15 protein-coding genes are annotated in these 18,415 nt (G+C 61.4%); 1 reads left to right on the top strand and 14 read right to left on the bottom strand.

The annotated features are described in order from the left end of the window. Positions 1-816: 816 nt before the first annotated feature. From HYE77_RS22085 to HYE77_RS22065, 5 genes are all read right to left on the bottom strand, one after another. Positions 817-1,866 carry an alcohol dehydrogenase gene (locus tag HYE77_RS22085; RefSeq protein WP_177022817.1) on the bottom strand — a complete coding sequence of 350 codons (1,050 nt, stop codon included), beginning with the start codon at positions 1,864-1,866 and terminating at the stop codon, positions 817-819. Between the two features lie 85 nt (positions 1,867-1,951). Then, positions 1,952-3,109 (bottom strand): FAD-dependent oxidoreductase, encoded by a 1,158-nt coding sequence (locus HYE77_RS22080; RefSeq protein ID WP_218169015.1) that lies wholly within the window; start codon positions 3,107-3,109, stop codon positions 1,952-1,954. A gap of 2 nt (positions 3,110-3,111) precedes the next feature. Then, on the bottom strand, positions 3,112-3,780 hold the full coding sequence (locus HYE77_RS22075) for a cupin domain-containing protein (RefSeq protein WP_177029037.1): 669 nt from the start codon (positions 3,778-3,780) through the stop codon (positions 3,112-3,114). Between the two features lie 71 nt (positions 3,781-3,851). Beyond that, the gene (locus HYE77_RS22070; RefSeq protein ID WP_218169017.1) at positions 3,852-4,193 is read right to left on the bottom strand and encodes a carboxymuconolactone decarboxylase family protein; all 342 of its coding nucleotides are present in this window, start codon (positions 4,191-4,193) and stop codon (positions 3,852-3,854) included. Between the two features lie 80 nt (positions 4,194-4,273). Beyond that, the gene (locus tag HYE77_RS22065; RefSeq protein WP_177069332.1) at positions 4,274-5,047 is read right to left on the bottom strand and encodes an SDR family NAD(P)-dependent oxidoreductase; all 774 of its coding nucleotides are present in this window, start codon (positions 5,045-5,047) and stop codon (positions 4,274-4,276) included. A 197-nt stretch (positions 5,048-5,244) separates the two neighbouring features. Between HYE77_RS22065 and gcvA the strand changes: the two genes are divergently transcribed. Then, positions 5,245-6,183, top strand: coding sequence for a transcriptional regulator GcvA (gene gcvA / locus HYE77_RS22060; protein WP_177029039.1), 939 nt, complete (start codon positions 5,245-5,247; stop codon positions 6,181-6,183). A gap of 6 nt (positions 6,184-6,189) precedes the next feature. Here gcvA and HYE77_RS22055 read toward each other — a convergent pair whose 3' ends face one another. From HYE77_RS22055 to HYE77_RS22015, 9 genes are all read right to left on the bottom strand, one after another. After that, positions 6,190-7,770, bottom strand: coding sequence for an ABC transporter ATP-binding protein (locus HYE77_RS22055; RefSeq protein WP_177042032.1), 1,581 nt, complete (start codon positions 7,768-7,770; stop codon positions 6,190-6,192). 15 nt (positions 7,771-7,785) lie between these two features. Continuing rightward, a complete protein-coding gene (locus HYE77_RS22050; protein WP_166742170.1) occupies positions 7,786-8,808 on the bottom strand; it encodes an ABC transporter permease in 1,023 nt (340 codons plus the stop codon). After that, positions 8,808-9,872, bottom strand: coding sequence for a microcin C ABC transporter permease YejB (locus tag HYE77_RS22045; protein WP_003217676.1), 1,065 nt, complete (start codon positions 9,870-9,872; stop codon positions 8,808-8,810). Before HYE77_RS22045 ends, HYE77_RS22050 begins: the two co-directional genes overlap by 1 nt. Beyond that, positions 9,859-11,697 (bottom strand): extracellular solute-binding protein, encoded by a 1,839-nt coding sequence (locus tag HYE77_RS22040; protein WP_177029058.1) that lies wholly within the window; start codon positions 11,695-11,697, stop codon positions 9,859-9,861. Before HYE77_RS22040 ends, HYE77_RS22045 begins: the two co-directional genes overlap by 14 nt. A 129-nt stretch (positions 11,698-11,826) precedes the next feature. Continuing rightward, positions 11,827-14,766: a TonB-dependent receptor gene (locus HYE77_RS22035; RefSeq protein ID WP_102604327.1), complete on the bottom strand. Its 2,940-nt coding sequence runs from the start codon at positions 14,764-14,766 to the stop codon at positions 11,827-11,829. Positions 14,767-14,957: 191 nt separating this feature from the next. Then, positions 14,958-15,911 carry a FecR domain-containing protein gene (locus HYE77_RS22030; protein WP_003217682.1) on the bottom strand — a complete coding sequence of 318 codons (954 nt, stop codon included), beginning with the start codon at positions 15,909-15,911 and terminating at the stop codon, positions 14,958-14,960. Beyond that, the gene (locus HYE77_RS22025) at positions 15,908-16,420 is read right to left on the bottom strand and encodes a sigma-70 family RNA polymerase sigma factor (RefSeq protein WP_177069331.1); all 513 of its coding nucleotides are present in this window, start codon (positions 16,418-16,420) and stop codon (positions 15,908-15,910) included. The genes HYE77_RS22030 and HYE77_RS22025 overlap by 4 nt, the downstream gene beginning before the upstream one ends. A gap of 181 nt (positions 16,421-16,601) precedes the next feature. Beyond that, on the bottom strand, positions 16,602-17,540 hold the full coding sequence (locus tag HYE77_RS22020; protein ID WP_087693824.1) for an AraC family transcriptional regulator: 939 nt from the start codon (positions 17,538-17,540) through the stop codon (positions 16,602-16,604). Between the two features lie 17 nt (positions 17,541-17,557). Then, entirely contained in the window at positions 17,558-18,400 is an 843-nt protein-coding gene (locus HYE77_RS22015) for an oxidoreductase (RefSeq protein WP_003217687.1), read from the bottom strand. Positions 18,401-18,415 lie beyond the last annotated feature (15 nt).

Raw genomic sequence — 18,415 nt, 5'->3', positions numbered from 1 at the left:
CAAAAAACGATGTGACTCCGGAAAATGGTTGCCAGCAAGGGACACCTTGCCCCCCGAATCACGATTCCAGTACGACAAGAAATGCCAACACGTGCGGATACGGGAAATTGATCGCGGCGTTACCGATGATCTAGTGCTCACGTGTAACCCGCGGCACGAGGCTAACGCGGGCCTCGGAAAACTCGGTCTATGAACATCAATCGATGAACAGTTGCGATCATTTGAGGCGTACTGAATCAGTATTATTGAGCTACTGATCTGCTTATGAACATCTGACATCGCCCACTTGTTAAATGACGTATAGCGCCCGGGATTTGCTTGAGCGGGAAATGCGCTCGAGTGGCTAACGCACCTTGCCCTTTCAGATCAAACCGACCGGCCATGTACTTGGGGACAGTCAGTGCCAGCGCGACGACAGCCAACACCAGCGGTAAAAGCGAAACCCACAGCACTGTATTCCAGCCATAAGCCGACAGCAGCCCACTCGACGAAAAAGACCCGACCGCCATCACGCCGAACACGATGAAATCGTTGAGCGATTGAACGCGTGCTTTCTCTTCATGCCGATGGCATTTCCAGCATCAGTGCGGACGCGCCCAGCAATCCAAAATCCCACCAAGCCCCAGCAGGATCAGCGACCCGTCGAATTGCAGTCCCAGATTGGCCGAGGCATTGCTAATGCCTACAGAGGTGCATGGCCAATTCCGAGCGGACACCCTCCTCCAAGCTCTTCAGCCGTCGGCATCGGCAGTCTGTTGGGGCAGTGTTGAGATCATGGTTCTTCATGGGTGTCGAGTACCTACAGCAAGTTCGTCATCACGGGTCAATGCGCGCAGCGGCGTGCTCACCTGCGATGCTCAATACCATGCGGAATTTGACGTCGCCGGACTTCATCCGTTGGTAGGCTTCATTGGCCTGTTCGAAGGGCATCACTTCGATCCTCGGGCGTACGTCAGCCAGCACGCTGAAATCCAGGGTCCTTTCGTTTTCGTAGGGCGAGCCGGTGATCGAACCCAGCAGGCTGCGCTCACCCACGACCAGGTGGCCGGTCGACACCGGCAACGGATCTTTGCCCGCTCCAAGCAGAACAAGACGGCCTTGTGGTGCGAGCCCGGCCATGAGCGCCGATACGGTAGCAGGGGCGCTGATCGTACTCACGATGGCCTGAGCGCCGCCCATTTCCTTGAGCTTCGTCGCCGCGTCTTCTTCATGGGTGTCGATGTAGACATGTGCTCCGAGGTTCAATGCGTCGTCGGCGATATCAGTGCCGCGCCCGATGGCAACCACGCGAAACCCCATCCGGCGCGCGTACTGCAGGGCCATATGCCCCAGGCCGCCAATACCAAAGATGGCAACCGTATCGCCCGCCTGCGCACCGCACTTCTTCAACGCATTGAACGTGGCGATGCCGGCGCAAAGCAACGGCGCGGCTTCCTCGGCAAGGAGTTCGTCAGGAATCGATACCAACCCGGAGGCTCGCGCCAGCATCATTTCGGCATAACCACCGTCGCAAGTAGCGCCGACAAAGGGCTGGTGTTGGCACAGCTGAAAGTGCCCCTGGCGGCACGGTACACATTCGCCGCAAGGCCCGCCCAGGCGGCCCACGCCCACACGCTGGCCGACTTTCCAGAGCGATGGAACGTGCTCGCCCAGCGCGGCGATGCGGCCGACCACTTCATGACCCGGCACACGCGGCGGCTGCAGTGCAGGGTCTGCCCCTTCGATGTCGCCAATATCGGCACCACAGATGCCGCAGGCCTCCACGGCAATCAGCACCTGCCCACTACCAGGGGCAGTTGTTGGACGGTTAACCAGCTCCAGAAAGCCCGGTCGGGTGACTTGCATGGCACGGTATGTAGCGTTCATAGCCCTCGGCTCCTGAAAAGATAAAAAAATGGAAAAGTGTCAGGCCGAAACAACAACGAGTGCCGTCTTGCCTTGCGATCTCAGGTCAACGCTTCGATGGATTCAACGCAGCCGCACTGGCATGTTCAGTCAACGCCTTCACGCCCAGGCCGGCGGCCTCGACGGCCCCGGCCAAATAGCCGGAAAACTGCGGCGACCACTCGCTGGCGATGCCTGTCAGGCATCCCTGCCAGGGTCCCGAAGTTGCCTTGGCCGAGGGCGCTCGGGCATGCTGGGCCGCGGCATTTACATCGACTGCAGTGGCCGTAAGCGGGTCTTGCGCCCAGTCCTTGATGGCTTCGGCCTTGAGCGTCGCCGCCAGAGGGCCAAACATCCGGACCAGTTGCGCACGGCAGTGCGTGCGCAATACCTCGTCGGAGACCCTGCTGCGTACACGCGCCGGCACGCCCAGGAAGCCAAACAGCGCTGCGCTGCCACCCGGCATGGAGGCGTCATGGATTTCACCCAGTGGCCCACGTGCACTGCGGCCTTCACCGGACAACCCCTGCTCTCGCCAGAACGGTGTGTCATAGATGGCGACATACTTGGCTTGAGGTGCCATCCACGTCGCCGTTTCACGCCACTGCAGGGCCAGCGATGCAGGCAAGGCCGGTTCGAATGCGATGGTGCTTTCGACCAGTCGAGGCGGCAGCGCCAGCAAGACATGCTCGGCCTGCCAGGCACTGACATGGCCTGCGGCGTTTTCGCTCTCAAGCTCGATACAGCCATGGTGTTTGCGAAGTCGGCGCACCGTGTGGCCGGTGATGATGTTTGCCGGGGCGAGCTTATCTCGCAGGGCTTCGGTCAAGCGCCCCATGCCACCGGCCAGGCGCATGGACGCGGGCGAGTTCACGTAGCCACGCATGCGCACAGCAGGCTCCTCGGGTGAGCGCTCCACCATCATGTCGCCCTCCTCGAACTGCTCAAACTGCTCCAGGCCCAAGGCCTCCACCAGCCGGCCAAGCTCGTGTTGGTAGCCAGGCCAGAACCAGGTAGGGCCCAGGTCGAAGCGGTCGATGCCGTCGATGTTCGCTGCAATGTGGGTAATGGCCTGGCCGGTGGCGTCGATGGACGCAATACGACCGCCGACGACTTCCCTCCCCTCCAGCAACACATAATCGGTGATGCCCTGGCGTTCCAGCAGGTAGGCGGCGTACAGGCCGCTCAAACCAGCGCCAACGATAGCAATGCGTACCGTGTGCATGCTCATTCCTCTGCCGCCACATCGGCCAGGTGGCCCGTTTTGAGGTACAGGGTGGCGCCTTGGTCGCCAGCGTAGAGGTTCGCAGACTCACCAGCAGGCAGGCGCACCCAACTGCCGCACTCGTATGCCTTTCCATCCAGCGTCACGTTGCCCGCCAGCACCAGCAGTTCAGCGCCATCAGGCCGTGTCTCGAAAATCGCGTCATGCGGTGCCAGACGTTGCAGACAGACCTGCTCCGTTTCATTACGGAACAGCGTGCAAACCTCGCGCCGGCCCTCCCGACGCCACGCGGCAGGGTCACGGGTATCAATGCGCACATGGCGCTGCTCGCGTCCCTGCATCTGCTGAAGCTTGACGAAAATGACAGCGCCCTCGGCGCTGGAGGGTTGATGGCTGGACCCGGGGGGATTGCGCAAATACCAGCCCGCCGGGTAGTCCCCACTCCCGTCGGAGAAGGTCCCCGACAACACGAGAATCTCCTCTCCCCCGGGATGGGGGTGGCGAGGGAAACGGGAGTCAGGGGCATACCGCACAAGGCTGGTGGCACGGGCTTGTTCCGCGCCCACGCGATCCAGCATCACGCGCTCGACGCCATCCTGGGGCGAAGCCACCCATTGACACTGCTGGGACGCCACGATGGCGCGGCGAGTGAAATCGGCATTGATCAGCATGAGGGTTATCCAAACGGGGACAAAGACACCGGCCAACCCGTCCGTGGGTGGGCGGTGCATATCGATAGGGCTTACTGACTGGGCAGTTGTTGATAGGCCTCGACGACGCGTGCCGAGTACGTCAGTGCAGCACCCGCGTTCAGGGCAATCGCCACACCGAGGGCTTCGGTGATTTCTTCAAGCGTGGCACCGTGCTCGACCGCCTTCTTGGTGTGAACGGAAATACACCCGTCGCAGCGCGTGGTCACAGCCACCGCCAATGCGATCAGCTCGTGGATCTTCGGTTCCAGATGCCCCGTCTTGACCGCCGAATTGTCGATCATCATCAGGCCGCGCATCACGTCCGGGCTTTGTTTAGCGTAGTCGCCCACGCGCTCCATCAGGGCGTCGCGGTAGCCATTCCAGTCTTGCATCATGGTCTTTCTCCAAAAACAGATTGAAGCCAGGTGTGGGGTCTCGCCTGGCAAAGAACTCAGTGCGTCAGCGGCGCAGGTCAGTTACGGCCAGCCATGACACCGCCATCGACGTCCCAGACGGCGCCAGTAACCCAGCCCGCCTTGTCCGAGAGGAGGAAGGCAACCACTTCGGCGACATCCTGAGGCGTGCCCACACGGCCAATCGGGTGGAAGCTGTTGAAGCCTTGCAGCGCACTGTGCACTTCGGCTTTTGGAATGAAGCCTTCGTAGATAGGGGTCTGCACCACGGCAGGCGACACCGCGTTAACACGGATGTTCTTGCTGCCCAGTTCCATCGCCAGGTGCTGGGTCAGCGAGTGCAGGCCCGCCTTGGCCATCGAGTAGGCCGACGACGGTGTGGCCGCGATCGCCTGCTTGCCCCACATCGAACCAATGTTCACGATCGCGCCCGGGCGGTTCTTGGCGACCAGGTTGGCGGCAACCTTTTGCGTGATGAAGAAGGTCGCTTTGTTGATCGACATGTACTGGGCGTAATCGGCTTCCGAATGCTCCAGGAATGGCTTGGGGAAGAACACGCCAGCGGCGTTGACCAGCAGGTCGATATCCGAATGCTGCTCGTCCAGGGTTTTGATCAGCGAAGCGACGGCGGCGTCGTCGGACAGGTCGGCGGTCAGCGCCCATACCTGGCCCAGTTCAGCTAATTCCTGGCGGGCTGCTTCGGTTTTCTCCGGGCGGTTGCCCACGATAACCACGCCGCCGCCCTCGGCCAGTACGGTGCGCGCCGTCTGCAGGCCCATGCCGCTGGTGCCACCGACGACCAACAGCTTCTTGCCCTTGAATTGATTGCTCATCTTGAAAATCTCTCTGTGCGCCCGCCGCCAGGCAGGACTTGAATGGAAGAAAAACTATTGTTTCCAATGGCACTCGCATGCCTATGCGCTCACCCATCAAACAGATCAACAGTCGGCATGGAGGCGATTTTTCTCCTCTTCCGGCCCGCAGACAAACGAGATAAAGTGTCAGCCCCAGAAAGAAAAACTTTATCGATATGAAATCGCCCGTCCATCTCAACGCCCTGCGTGCTTTCGAGGCCAGCGCCCGCCATCAGAGCTTTTCTTCGGCGGCGGTCGAACTCAATGTCACACCCGCCGCTGTCGGTCAGTTGGTCCGTACGCTGGAAGACTGGCTGGGTAGCCCGCTGTTTGTGCGCGGTAGCAGCGGTCGGGCACGGCTTGTACCTACTGAGGCGGCTGAGCGTGCATTGCCAGACATCCGGGCAGGTTTCGACAGGCTGGCGTTGGGGATGGAACGACTTAGCGAAGGCTCGATCAGCGGCGTACTGACCGTGGCCGTCAGCCCGGCTTTTGCCGCCAAATGGCTGTTGCCTCGCATCGACCGCTTTCAGGCGGTGTGCCCCGAAACAGACGTGCGTCTGGATACCAACCTTAAACCGGTGGATTTCGTCGCCCAGCGGATCGATATCGGCGTGCGTTATGGCACGGGGCGTTGGCCAGGGCTGACCGCCGAGAAGCTGATGGACGAAGAGGTGTATCCGGTGTGCTCGCCACAACTGTTGCGCGAGCATTCGCGTTTGCAAAAAACCAGTGACCTGGCACAGGAGACGTTGATTCACGACCTTTCGATGGATAGCCATAGCGGTTTTCCGAGCTGGGAAACCTGGATGCAGAAAGCCGGATCGAAGGACACCCTCTCCCTGCGAGGCATGCAAATCAACAATTCTGCCGCCGTGTTGCAGGCTGCGGTTGAGGGGCACGGCGTCGCACTTGCACGCAGCGTCATGGCCCACGACGACCTGGCAAGCGGACGGTTGGTGCGGTTGTTTCCAGACATCAGTGTTGCATCGGAGCTGGCCTACTACGTCGTTTATCGACCTGAGTGTGCGAGCTTGCCCAAGTTGGCGACATTTCGGGACTGGTTGTTGGCAGAAGCACTGCAGACGGTAAAGCGTGAGATCAGCGCCCACTAGGCTGTACTACTCGCGATTCCTCAACGACGACGCTACCAGCAAATCCCGCGTATAGGCATGCTCCGGTGCGTCGAACAATTGCTCGGTACTCCCCGCCTCCACCACCACGCCATCCTTCACCACGATCAAGTCGTGAGCCAACGCCCTTACCACCGCCAGGTCGTGGCTGATGAACAAGTACGTCAGCCCATGCTCCTCCTGCAACCTGCGCAGCAAGCTCACCACCTGCTTTTGCACGGTGCGGTCGAGGGCTGAGGTGGGTTCGTCGAGCAATATCAAATCCGGCTTGATCACCAGTGCGCGGGCGATCGCGATGCGTTGGCGCTGGCCGCCGGAGAATTCGTGGGGGAAGCGATGACGCGTATCGGGGTCGAGTCCGACGTCGCGCAACACGGCAATCACTTGAGCTTCGCGCGCGCAAGCATTGAGGTCCGTGTGTACGCGCAGGCCTTCTTCGATGATTTGCTGCACGCTCATGCGCGGACTGAGGCTGCCGAACGGGTCTTGAAACACCACCTGTAGTTTGCGCCGCCACGGACGCAGGGCCTTGCCTTTGAGTGCGTCGAGGGCCTGGCCCTGGAAGCGAATGCTGCCTTGGGCGTCGATCAACCGCAGGATCGCCTGGCCTAGGGTGGATTTGCCCGAGCCGGATTCGCCAACAATGCCCAAGGTTTTGCCACGTTGCAGGCGCAGGTCGATGCCGTCCACCGCCTTGATCGGCGGTTTGCGCCGCAGCAGGCCGCCTTGCGGGAACCAGACCTTGAGGTTGTCCACCTCCAGCAGGTTGTCCGCCGTTTCACGCACCACCGCCCTGCCCTCTGGCTCGGCTTCGAGCAACTGCCGGCTGTAGGCGTGCTGCGGCGCGGCAAACAGTGCCTGGCAGTCGGCCTGTTCGACGATCTGGCCGGCGCGCATCACCGCCACGCGCTGGGCGATGCTGCGCACCACGTTGAGGTCGTGGCTGATCAACAGCAGCGCCATGCCCAGGCGTTGCTGCAGGTCTTTGAGCAGCGCAAGAATGCGTCGCTGCACGGTCACGTCCAGGGCCGTGGTGGGCTCGTCGGCTATCAACAGCAGCGGTTCGCAAGCCAGGGCCATGGCGATCATCACCCGCTGGCGCTGCCCGCCGGAGAGCTGATGCGGGTACGCCGCAAGGCGCTGGCGCGGGTGCTGGATGCCCACCAGTTCGAGCAACTCCAACACGCGCTCACGCGCCGCCGCACCGCCCAGGCCTTTGTGCAGCAGCAGGGTTTCGGACAGCTGCCGTTCGACGCTGTACAGCGGGTTGAGCGAGGTCATCGGCTCCTGAAAGATCATCGCGATGCGATCGCCGCGAATCTGCCTTAAACGCTCCGGCCGCGCGCCGAGCAGCTCTTCGCCCTGGTAGCGAATACTGCCCTGGGTACGCGTGGTGTGGGGCGGCAGCAATTGCAGGATCGAGTGGGCGGTCACCGATTTGCCGGAGCCCGACTCGCCCACCAGCGCCAGGCACTCGCCCGGGTGAATATCCAGGTCGATGCCACGCACCGCTTTGTGCCCGTCGAACGCCACTTTCAGGTTACGAATTTCAATCAACGCGTCAGTCACGGCACAGCTCGCTTATCAGGATCGGGGGTCGAAGGCGTCGCGGCAGGCTTCGCCGATAAACACCAACAGGGACAGGATCAACGCCAACGTAAAAAACGCGGTCAGCGCCAGCCACGGGGCTTGCAGGTTGTTTTTTCCCTGGCCGATCAACTCACCCAGGGACGCACTGCCCGTGGGCATGCCGAAGCCAAGAAAATCCAGGGCGGTGAGGGTCGAAATGGCCCCGGTCAAAATGAACGGCAAGTAGGTCAAGGTGGCAGTCAGCGCGTTGGGCAGAATGTGCCGCAACATCACCTGAACATCGCCCACACCCAGGGCTCGCGCGGCCTTCACGTACTCCAGGTTGCGCCCGCGCAGGAACTCGGCGCGCACCACATCCACCAGGGTCAGCCAGGAAAACAGCGCCATGATCCCCAGCAGCCACCAGAAACCCGGTTCGACAAATCCGGACAAGATGATCAGCAAGTACAGGACCGGTAGCCCCGACCAGATCTCGATCAGGCGCTGCCCCAACAGGTCGACCCAACCGGCGTAATAGCCTTGCAGCGCGCCGGCGGCGACCCCGATCAAAGTGCTCACCACGGTCAGTGCCAAGGCAAATAACAGCGATACACGGGTGCCGAAAATCACCCGCGCCAATACATCCCGGGCTTGATCATCGGTGCCCAGCCAGTTGCTCGCGCTGGGTGGCGCCGGCGAAGGGGTCGTGAGGTCGTAGTTGACCGTGTCGTAGCTGAACGGAATAGGCGCAAACAGCATCCAGCCGCCCTGCCCTTCAATCAGTTCATGCACGTAAGGGTCACGGTAATCCGGCTGAAACGGCAACGTGCCGCCGAAATCCTGCTCGGTGTAGCGCTCGAAGGCCGGGAAATACAGTGAGCCCTGGTACGCCATCACCAGTGGCTTGTCGTTGGCCAGCAGTTCGGCACCCAGACATACGGCGAACAGCGCCAGGAACATCCACAGCGACCACCAGCCGCGGCGATTGCGCTTGAAGTGCAGCCAGCGGCGACGAGTAATCGGAGTAAAAACCGGCATCAATGCGACCTCGCGGAAAAATCCAGCCGGGGGTCCAGCAGGCGGTAGCACAGGTCGCCCAGCAACTTGATGACCAACCCGACCAGGGTAAAGATAAACAGCGTGCCAAAGACCACGGGATAGTCCCGTGCCACTGCCGCTTCGTAGCTCAGGCGACCGAGGCCGTCGAGGGAGAAAATCACTTCAATCAGCAACGAGCCGCCGAACAACATCGCGGTGAGCGCCTGGGGCAGGCCAACCACGATCAGCAACATGGCGTTGCGAAACACGTGTTTGTACAGCACCTGTTTTTCGCTGAAACCCTTGGCCCGCGCGGTCACTACGTACTGGCGGCTGATCTCGTCGAGGAAGCTGTTTTTGGTGAGAATGGTCAGTGTGGCAAAGCCGCCAATCACCAGCGCCGATACCGGCAAGACAAGGTGCCAGAAGTAGTCCACGACCTTGCCCGCCCATGACAGGCTGGCAAAGTTCTCCGAGACCAGGCCGCGCACCGGAAACCAGTTCAACAGGCTACCGCCGCCGAATACCACGATCAGCAGCAAGGCGAACAGGAACGCCGGCATGGCGTGGCCGATAATGACCGCCGCACTGCTCCACACATCGAAGCGGCTGCCATGGCGCACGGCCTTGCGGATGCCCAGCGGGATCGACACCAGGTAACTGATCAGCGTGGCCCAGAAGCCCAGGGACAAAGTCACCGGCAGTTTTTGCAGGATCAGGTCGGTGACCTTGGCGCCGCGAAAGAAGCTATCGCCAAAATCCAGCCGCGCGTAGCTGCTGAGCATCAACCACAGCCGCGCGCCAAGGGGCTTGTCGAAGCCGTATTGGCGCTCGATATCGGCCACCAGCGCCGGGTCCAGGCCACGAGTTGTGCGCGATTCAGTGCTGCCGGTTTCCACCCGTGTGCCGGCCACCGACGCTTGGCTGCCGATGCCTTGCAAGCGCGCGATGGCTTGCTCAACCGGGCCACCCGGGGCGGCTTGCACGATAAAAAAGTTGACCAGCAGGATGCACACCAGCGTTGGTACGATCAGCAATAAACGGCGCGCGCTATAGGCCAGCATGCTGGGAAGCCTCAGTCAGTTGACGCATCTGTGCGGTGGTCAGCGGCGTCGGGCTCACTTCCCACCAGGTGTCGATGCCCACGTCATTGAGCGGCGCTGTGCGGGGCCGACCAAAACGGTTCCACCACAGCGAGGACGAGCCCGGCGGGTAATAGTTGGGAATCCAGTAGAAGCCCCACTGCAACACGCGGTCGAGGGCATGGGCGTAGCGCACCATGGTCGGGCGGTCGTTGGCGCGGACAAGGCCATCGATCAAGGCGTCCACCGCCGGGTTGCGCAGTGCCATGTAATTGTTGGAGCCAGGGTCATCGGCACTCTCGGAACCGAAGTAGTTGGTCAGCTCGCGGCCCGGCGATGGGCTGACCGGGTAGCCGTTGACGATCATGTCGTAGTCCCGTGCGCGCACGCGGTTGGCGTATTGGGCTGAGTCGATCATGCGGATCGTGAAGCCGATGCCGATCTGCGCCAGGTTGCGTTTGTAGGGCAGCAGCAAACGCTCGAAGCCTTTCTGGGCATTCAGGAAGGTGAACTGCAACGGCGTGCCCTCGGCGTTAACCAACTGGTCGCCGCGCGGGGTCCAGCCCGCCTCGGCCAGTAACTTCAGCGCTTGCGCCTGCTGCGGCCGAATGCGCCCGCTGCCATCGGTGCGCGGCGGCTGGTAGACCTGGGTGAACACCTCCTCCGGCACTTGCCCGCGCCAGGGTTCCAGAATGGCCAGCTCCTGGGCATCCGGCAGCTGGGTGGCCGCCAATGCGCTGCGGGAAAAGAAGCTGCGCTGGCGCAGGTACAGGCTGTGCATCATCTGCCGGTTGCTCCAGTCGAAATCCCACAACAGGCTCAGCGCCTCGCGCACGCGGCGGTCCTGGAACTGCGGTTTTTGCAGGTTGAACACAAAACCCTGGGTGCCCTGCACGGCATTCGGCGCCAGTTGTTCACGTTGCAGACGACCGTCGCGCAAAGCCTCGCCGTCGTAGCCCACCGAATAACTGGTGGCGGAAAATTCGCGATTGAAGTCGTAACCCTGGGCTTGCAGGATCTGGCGCGACACGTCGCCGTCGGCAAAAAATTCAAGCCGCAGGGTGTCGAAGTTGTACTGCCCCTGCGTCACCGGCAGGTCTCGCCCCCACCAGTCCTTGACCCGTTCGAAGGTGACACTGCGGCCGTTGTCCACGCTGCTGATACGGTACGGGCCGCTGCCCACCGGCGGTTCAAAGCCGCCGCCGTTGGCGAAATTGCGCCCCTGCCACCAATGTTCCGGCAGCACCGGCAGTGAAGCGAGGTCCAGGGGCAAGGTGCGATTGTCGGCGCTTTTGAAGGTGAACCGCACTTGGGTCGGCGATTCCACCAGCACCTGGTCCACATCGGCAAAGCTTTGGCGATACGCCAGGCTGCCTTCGGTGGTGAACAGCTTGAAGGTGTAGGCCACGTCCTGCGCGGTGATGGGCGTGCCATCGGCAAACCGCGCCTTGGGATTGAGGTAGAAACGCAGCCATGAATGGTCATCTGCCAGCTCCATGCCTTGCGCGACCAACCCGTACACGGTGTACGGCTCATCCTGCGAACGGTACGCCAACGGGCTGTAGAGCCAACCCTGGATCTGGGTGATGCCGGTGCCTTTGTCGACATACGGGATCAGGTGATCAAACGCCCCGCCTTCCATGGACGAGCGACGAAAACTGCCGCCCTTGGGCGCGTTCGGGTTGACGTAATCCAGGTGTTTGAAGTTGGCCGGGTACTTGGGCGCTTCGCCGTATACCGTCAAAGCGTGCGTCGGTTGAGCGAGCAGTGACGGGACCCAAAGCCCCGTCAGCAGTGCCCACACCATGAAGCGAAACAGGCTCACAAACTCAACTCCTTTTCCAAAAACACTGAAGGCTCACTTATGCAGGGTTGTGCGTCGACGCCAGGGTTTTTATAGAGCACCGGTTAGACCGTTAGCGCATGTGCTTATGCGCTACTTGCCGAAGTGGTAACTCACGTCCAGCCAGACCTGGCGGCCATAGGGGTCGTAGTTGCCGCTGGGGTAATACGGCCAGCCGGCGGAGTCATCGTGCTTGACCTGATTGAGCAGGTTGTTGACGGTCAGGCCGACACTCGCCTGCTCGTTCACCTGGTAACGGGCGCTGGCGTTGAAGGTGGTCCAGGGCGACAGGCGCCCATCGCCGGCGCCATTGGTCACGCTGCCGTAGCGAATGCCGGTCAGCGTGGTGGTGAGGTGCTGGTAGTCCCAGGTCAGGCTCGCGTTGACCTTGCTGCGCCAGTCGTGGTTGTCGGTGCTGGAGCGCAGGTTCTGGGTTTGCGCATCGTCCGATTCCTTGAGGTAGTGGGACAGCACCAGGCTGTAGCCAATCGCCGAACTGAACGCGCCGTACTGGCCTGCGCCCCAGCGAATATTACTCTTGAGGTCCAGGCCGCTGACCCGCTCGCTGGCGGCGTTGATCGCATTGACCTGCACCCGTTGCAGCACGTTCGGGTCCACTGCCGCCGTGCTGGCATTGCGCTGGATGCGTGCCAGGACGTCGGCGCAAGTGGTCGCATCAAGCTGGCCGTTGCGGCACTGGTTTTCCTGTTGCAGCAAGCGGTTGATGTCGACGGTGGTCAACAGGTCCTTGATTTCGACGCGCCAGAAGTCGGCGGAGAAATCAAACTGATGCGAAGGCGACCAGACAAAGCCGTACGTCCAGGACTTGCCACGCTCGGAGGCGAGGTCCGAATTACCGGTCTGGGTGTAATCCACGCGGCCTCGGTCACACGCCCCCTCTACGCCCTTGCTGCAACCGTAATAGTCGATCTGGTCAGGCGTGTAGCCATTGGTCGCGGCCTGGTAGAGGTAGTTGAGGTCGGGTGCGCGAAAGCTGGTGCCGTAGCTACCACGAAACAGCAGGCTGGTCACCGGGCGCCATTCCAGGCCCAGGTTGTAGGTTTTTTGTTGCTCGGTGCGGCCACTGAATTTGTATTGGTCCCAGCGCCCGGCCGCCGAGGCGAGCAAGGTGTCGGTAACGGGAATGCTCAGCTCGCCACCCGCGGCGTAGCGGTCACGCGAACCGCCTGAATTGGAGGCCGGCGTGGTGTTGTAAAACGTGCCGTCATTGAGTTGGTCGTCGACATCGACGCTGTAGGATTGCCGCCCCACTTCGGTCACACCGGCAAAGCCCACCGGCCCGGCGGGCAGCTCGAACAGGTCGCCGTTGATGTTGGCGCTGAAGGTTTGGGAAACCGATTTACTCTTCTGCACCAGGTTGCCGCGAAACTGATCCCACTGCTCCGGAGTCAGCGGCTGGTCCAGCCGCGAAGGGTCTGGCGCGAAGACCGGGTGCCCGTCCTGCGTGCCCAGTTGCGGCCCGAGGTAGTAATCGCGGATGCCGCTCAAAGGCGTGTAGCGGGTGGTGCGGTCGCTGGTGTACTCGGAGCGGTTCGCCGCAATCTGATAACCCCAATCACTGTTGGTGAACTTGTCTTCCAGGCCCAGGGTGCCGGTCCAGGACACTTCGCGCCATTTGCTGTTGTTGCTGGTCTTGCCACCGATTTCCTCGCTGGAAAAGTTGCGTGACCAGCGCTCCAGGTTACCGGTGTTGCGGTTGATAAAGTCCGGCGAGGTGAAGCTTGGGCCGCGCGTGTTGTTCTGCGTGTGATCAAAGCCAAACATCAAGTCGGCGAACACTTTGCCGGTGTCGCTGAAGTGCCAGGTGCCGCGCGTGTAGCCGTCATAGTTTTCCTTTTGCGCCTGCAAGGTCCAGTAGTCGTTGTAGTACTGGTTGGTGGTGCAGCGGGTGCTGCTGCCACCGAGCTTGCCGTTGTAGATACCGCCATAGGCGCCGCAGCCGGGGCCGAGGTAGGCGCCGCTGTCGAGGTTACGGCGGTAGCCCACATCCTTGGCCGGGCCGTCGCTCATAAAGCCGCGCTGGTTGGCCCAGATCGGTTGGCGCTGGGTCAGCTCCAGGCCGAATACCCCGTCAAAATCGCCCCAGGTGTCGCCGCCGCTGATCTGCAGGCGCTGGTTGTCGCCGCCGCCACGCTCGGCGGCGCCACCACGCAGATTGACGTCCACGCCGCTGATTTTGTCTTTGAGGATGATGTTCACCACCCCGGCAATCGCGTCGGAGCCATACACCGCCGAGGCGCCGCTGCTGAGGATCTCGATACGCTCGATCATCACCGCCGGGATGTTCGCCAGGTTGGTGAAGTTGACCGCGCCGTCGTACGCCGTGGGGTAGTCGGCCACGCGCCTGCCGTTGATCAGCACCAGTGTGTGGTTCGGCCCCAGCCCTCGCAGGTTGAGGGCACTGGCGGCCGGTTGGAAGGTGTTGCCGTAGTCTTCGCCCTGGGTCATGCCGGTGTTCTGGGTTTGCGAGGCGATGGCGTCGTAGACGTTTTTGTAGCCCCTGCGGGTGACTTCGTCAGCGGTGATGACCGTGACCGGCGACGGCCCTTCAACCTGGGCACGGGCAATGCGTGACCCCGTGACCACGACCTTTTCCAACGCCACATCACCCGGGACTTTCGCCGCCGTGGGCGCCGCCTTGACCGCCGCTGCAGGTGGCTTGGCCGCCCGGCGCAGGGTCCAACCGCCGTCGCCACTGGGCACGGCGTCAAGGGCTGCACCGCGCAGTGCCTGTCGCAGCGCTTGCTCGGTGGTGAAGGTGCCCCGCACCGGCGCGCTGGTCAGGCCTTGCACAAGGTCTTGCTGGAAGGAAATGATCTGCCCGCTGCTGCGCGACAGGGTCAACAGCGCTTGGTCGAGGGGGCCGCTGGCAATATCAAAATCAAAAGTCTGGGCGGTCGATATCGCAGACAGCGGCTGTGCCAGCACCGCCGTGCCATGTCCCGCCAAAGTCAGGCCAATCGTCAGAGACAGTGCCGCCAGAGATGCGCGACTGAGAGGTTTGAGTTGCATGGTTGAGGTTCCCATCATTGATATGCCGTTGATGGGTTGAACAACAGGTCGGGGTTTTTTATAGGCGGCCGTTAGGCTAAAAAAGCATGGGTTTATAACGGCCCGAAACAACACTCCCAGGCAGATACACCCTGGCCTGTATTGGGTTGTGCAACAGTGGCGGGGGTTTTATAGGGCTGGGAAAATTATTTTTATCGGCGCTCGATACTGACCCAATAAGGGCTGTGATAATCGATCTGCACCGGCAAGGATTTGGCCAGCAATTGCAGGGCGCCCTGGCTGTCGTCCAGCGGGAAAATCCCGCTCAGCCTCAGGCTCGCCGCCTCGGGGCTGACGCGGATGATGCCGCGCCGGTAGTCACGCAGGGCTTGCACCACTTCACCCAATGAGCGGTCACGCACTTCCAGCAAGCCTTGGGTCCACGAGGCCTCGCCGCCGCTGGCGGTTTCCAGGTCGAGGATGCCGTGGGCATTGAACGTGGCTTTCTGGCCGGCACTGATCACCTGCACAGCGCCGTCGCGCGTGGTGATTTCCACTTGGGAATGCAGCATCGTGATTTGGGTTCGATCCTCGCCCTGCTGTACCAGAAACCGCGTACCCAACGCGCGCATGCGGCCGTGTTCGGTCTCGACGATAAACGGTCTGAGACTGTCCTTGAAAACGTCGACCAGCAGCTTGCCGTCGAGCAACTGCAACAGCCGTTGCCGAGCGTCGAAATGCGTCAGCACCTTGCTGCGCGCATCCAGGGTCAATGCACTGCCATCCTCCAGCGTGAGGTTCAGGCGCTCGCCCGTACCGGTGCGCAAAGCGCCCAACGGCAACCAGCTGTCGGACAGCCGCGTGATCAGACTTCCAAACGACACAACGCCAACCAGCGCCAGGGTATTGCGCAAGAAGCGCCGGCGGCCCGACGGTGCGTTGAGGGTGTGCAACAGGCTGTCGCGGGGCATGCGGCGCAGTTCGTCATTGTTCAGCACGGCCGGGACGCCGCCCATCATGTTGAAGATTTCGGCACGCCGTGGGTCGCCCTCACTCCAGCGCCGGAACGCCTGGTGCTCCTGAGCACTGGCGTGCCCGGATTGCAGCAACGCCATCCACTGCGCCGCCTCGTCGATGATCGCCTCATCCGGCGCGCTGTGGCTCATGGCTGTGTCATCGCCAGGTAGCAGCGCTTGAACGCATCGGCCATGTATTGCTGAACCCGGCTGACCGAGACATGCAGGCGCTCGGCAATCTGCGCATAGGTCAAACCGTCCAGCTGGTGATACAAAAACGCCGCCTTGGCCTTGGCCGACAAACCGTCGAGCAAGCGGTCGACTTCCAGCAGCGTCTCGATCAACAGCAAACGCTCCTCGGGCGACGGGTGCACCATCATCGGCGCCTGGGCCAATGCTTCCAGGTAGGCACGTTCCAGGTCCTGGCGACGCCAGCCCTCATACATCAGGCGCCGCGCGATGGTGGTCAGCAACGCCCGCGGCTCGCGGATTTGCGAAGGGTCGGGCAATGCCAGTACCCGCAGGAAGGTCTCCGATGCAATGTCCTGAGCCCCATGGGCACAACCCATCGCCCGGCTTACCCGCGTGCAAAGCCAACTGTAGTCACTTTTGAACATCTGCCCAATCAGACCGAAATGTGGGTTCTGATTTACACCCATTGCATGCTCCATGCGAATAAAGGCCATTCAGCCTGGCGGTTGATGAGCAATGGAAAGCCATCGCTGGAGGCGGACTTTGCATGAGGGGAGCATAGGTTAGGAAAGAATAAAAAATAACAGCAGCCTGTCAAATTGGCATATGCAGAAAAATCAGATACTGGCCAGCGCCCTGGCTGTCAGGTCAGTGCGAAGACACATAGACAGAAGGCTGCACCGGCGCTGGCAGCGAATAGGTTGCTTTCATCCATTCGACTTCAGCATGGGGTGTGCGGCCGAAGTAGCGCTTGAACTCTCGGCTGAACTGCGATGCGCTTTCATAGCCCACGTTAAAAGCCGCAGATGAGGCCGACATGTCGTCGCGGAGCATCAACAACCTTGCCTGGTGCAGACGCGTCGATTTCAGGTACTGCATGGGTGAGGAGTCGGTGACTGTTCGAAAGTGCAGATGAAAGCTGGGTACGCTCATACTTGCCTCCTGGGCCAGGCACTCGACGTCCAGCCGCTCCTGGTAACAGCTGTGTATCTTGCGAATGGCGCGGGTCACCTTTGCGAAATGGCCTTGCTTGCCAAGGGCCGCCCGCATGGACCCTCCTTGTTCACCTGCGATGATCCGGTAGTAAATCTCGCGCACCAGCGAGGGGCCGAGGATCGGGCCATCGACCGGATGGCTCATCGCTTCGAGAAAGCGCAGTGTGGACTCGCGCAACATCTCGTCCATCGGCGAGGAATACATGCCTTTGGGACGTTCGTGGGTCGGACCGGATTTTTCGTCAATTTCCAGGATCAGTTCGCCAGCGAGTTTGAAATCCAGGCGCATGTATACCGCCAGCATCGGTTCCTCTTCGCTGGCGTCGGTTTCCATGGTGAAAGGCACTGGCACAGACACCACCAGGTAGTGCTGGGCGTCGTAAAGGTAGACCTCGTCGCCCAGATAGCCGAGCTTGCGCCCCTGGCACAGGATGACGATGCCAGGCTCGTAGAGCACTGGCGTGCGGGTCAGCGGGCGATTGGAGCGCAGAAAGCGTATGTCTTCCAGTGCGCTCAGGTTGTAGCCCTCCAGGGGGGCCAACTGCTCCATCAGTTGGACCATGCGCCGGGTTCGCGCTGCAAAATGATTCATAGGCCCCTCTTGCGGTTTCACGAAGCGTGACCATCCGTAGAGCGTGTCAGTGCTTCCCATTGGTCGATGTCACGCAGGGATTGCGTCAGCTTTTCGCGCACAAAGCCTATCGCATCGCTGCCGAGCAGCAGGTGGGCCGGTGGGTTGTCGCTGGCGATCAACTGCAGCATGGCTTGCGCAGCTTTTTGCGGGTCCCCCAGTTGGTGGCCGCTTTTCGCTTCGCGCGCCTGGCGTACCGGATCAAAGCTGGCATCGTAGTCGGCGATGCTGCGGGGCGTACGCTGCATCGAGCGGCCGGCCCAATCGGTGCGAAATGAGCCTGGCGCCACGGCGGTGACAAAAATGTTGAATGGCTTGAGTTCTTTGCTCAGGGTGTCGGAGATGCCTTCCAGCGCGAACTTGCTGGCGCAGTAGTAGGCGATACCCGGCATCGTGATGGTGCCGCCCATGGACGTGATGTTGATGATGTGCCCGCTGCGGCGCTGGCGGAAGTACGGCACGAACGCCTTGGTCACGGCAACGGCGCCGAACACGTTGACGTCGAACTGACGACGCATTTCTTCCAGCGGCGACTCTTCGAAAATGCCCTCATGGCCGTAACCTGCGTTGTTCACCAGGACATCCACCGGGCCGTAGCGGGTCTCGATCTCGGCAACGACGCTGTCGATGCGCTCAAAGTCGGTGACATCCAGGATCACGCCATGAGCACGCTCCGCTGATAATGCCTCGAACGTTTGCAGCGCGGCTTCGTTGCGAACGGTACCAATGACACGGTGGCCTGCAGCCAGTGCCTCGGTCGCGAGGGCCTTGCCAAAGCCGCTGCTGATGCCGGTGATGAACAGGGTTTTGCGAGTGCTCATGGAAATTCCTCTCGG

It is taken from the genome of Pseudomonas sp. IPO3774, assembly GCF_013386835.1.
GTDB lineage: Bacteria > Pseudomonadota > Gammaproteobacteria > Pseudomonadales > Pseudomonadaceae > Aquipseudomonas.
The sequence above is the reverse complement of the archived record's forward strand: the minus strand, read 5'-3'. Positions and strand labels throughout refer to the sequence as shown.